The 1826-nt window shown below is 70.4% G+C and carries 1 protein-coding gene; it reads left to right on the forward strand.

All coding sequences use genetic code 11. The features are described 5' to 3' along the window. Window positions 1–455: 455 nt before the first annotated feature. Window positions 456–1436, forward strand: coding sequence for a tetratricopeptide repeat protein (locus E2E34_RS33965; RefSeq protein ID WP_138905665.1), 981 nt, complete (start codon window positions 456–458; stop codon window positions 1434–1436). The last annotated feature ends 390 nt before the right edge of the window (window positions 1437–1826 follow it).

Here is a 1826-nt window from a genome sequence, read left to right on the forward strand (position 1 = left end):
GGGGGTGGCGGTGCACCGCAACTGCGGTGCACCGCAGAGCCAGCCGGACCGGACCGGACCGGGATCGCGGAAGGCGGCCGTCCGGCGTCTGTAGTACGCGATCGCCGACACCGCCAGTAACGGCGCCCAGCCCAGCAGCGGGAGGTAGCAGAGCACAAGGAGTGCCTGCTGCGCCGGCGTGTCCGTAATGCTTCCCGTCGCCAGGTTCGCACTCTGTACGTACCCGACCCACCGGCAGCCCGGCGGCTGGCGCGATCCGCCACAACCCCGACGGCAGGGTGACCAGTGGTACGGCGTAAGCGGCGCGCGCGGCCCAGCGCGGGACATCCGGCAGCACGTTCGTCTTCAGCATGTGATGCATGCTTGCCTCACGACCGCTGTGCCACGTCGCCCTACGGGCCTTCCTTCCTCCCCCGTGTGGCGGAGACGCGTCGGCTCAGGGATAACCTCGGACGATGTCGAATCGGTCGGTAGTAGCCGGAGTAGGTCTCGCGCGGGTGATGGCCCACTGCGGCGGCAGCCCAGCGGCAGCCGTGCGGCATCTAGCGGATGCCATCGCCTCCGCGCCTGAGGATCCCGAGCCCTATGCGGTGCTTGCCGAGTTGTGGAGGGACAGTCGGTCGGAGCTGGCCGAGGTCGTTCAGGACGACTCCTTGCGGGCGGTACTGGCGCAGTCGTACATCGCATTCCTCGAAGGCGACATGGACGCCGCGGCGATGGCGATCGGGGCAGTCACGGGTGTCCGCCCCGGCATCGCGTGGGCCGCAGCGCCCTGGTTCGGCGACGAACGGTTCCTCGGTGAGGTGAGTGCCGACGCGCTGGCCGAGGCCGCGATGCGGACGATGGACTACGGCCATGACCTGGACAGCGAAAGCACGCGGGAACGGTTCCGACCCTGGTTCCGGGCCATCGACGCGGTCTCGGCCCGCCGGCCGTTGCCGGAGGCGCTGGCCAGGATGGCGATCCTGTTGCGGGCGTGCGGTCTCACCGACGCGTCGTTCGCCCTGTGCGACCAGGCGGACGTGGTTGAGCCGATCATGCTGACCGAAGTCGTGCGAGCGGGCACGTGGCGCAAGCTCGGAGATGCCGAGGAAACCGCGGCGGCGTTCGAGCGCGCCCTTGCCCTGGAGCCTGCCAACTGGTCGCTCTACCTGGACCTGGCCGATGTGCGCGCCGAGCAGGGCGACTTCACCTCAGCGGTCCGGCTGATCGATCAGGGACTGGAGTACGAGCCGGCTGAGCTGTCACTGCGCGCGGCCGGGGCCGCCTACCGGGCGCGGCTCACCGGATCGCCCGCCGAGCTGAGCGCACTCATCGAACTGGCCCCCGGCCTGCCGAACGACTCGTACCGCGGCCTGCTGATCGATCACGCCTGTGCTGGTCCCGCCCTGCCGGCCGAGCTCGTGGATGCGGCCCGCCGCATCCGGGACAGCTGAGCGCTCCACGACGACCCGCGGCGCGGGTCAGCCGGCGTTCAGCGGCACGACCGCGGTGCGGCTTCGAACGTGACCGCCGCCGCGAGACGACGGCGTCTCCACCCCGTTCGCCGAAGCGAACCTCTGGAGTCGCTCAAGTTTGCTTTGGTTTCCGCCGGCCGGGGGCATCTCCCTCGCACGCGAGAAGCGAGCACGTGGCTTCGGGGGACTGAAGGACGGTGGGGGAGCGATGCGAATCTTGGCTGTCGGCCTTGTGACGCTCTTGGTCATGCTGATCGTCGGGCTGCTGGCGACCGCGGGGAGCCGGGTCGAGCGGCGACCGGTCAAGAGCGGGCGCAGCTGGTGGGCCGGCAATCACCGGGGCGGCAGGCATTGGGGCGGAGGGTCCTC

Source organism: Streptomyces albidochromogenes, from assembly GCF_005981925.1.
GTDB classification, from domain to species: Bacteria; Actinomycetota; Actinomycetes; order Streptomycetales; family Streptomycetaceae; genus Streptomyces; species Streptomyces albidochromogenes.

Excerpts from the sequence above, each read along its gene's own strand:
- E2E34_RS33965 (WP_138905665.1), top strand. The coding sequence starts at position 456 with ATGTCGAATCGGTCGGTAGTAGCCGGAGTAGGTCTCGCGCGGGTGATG.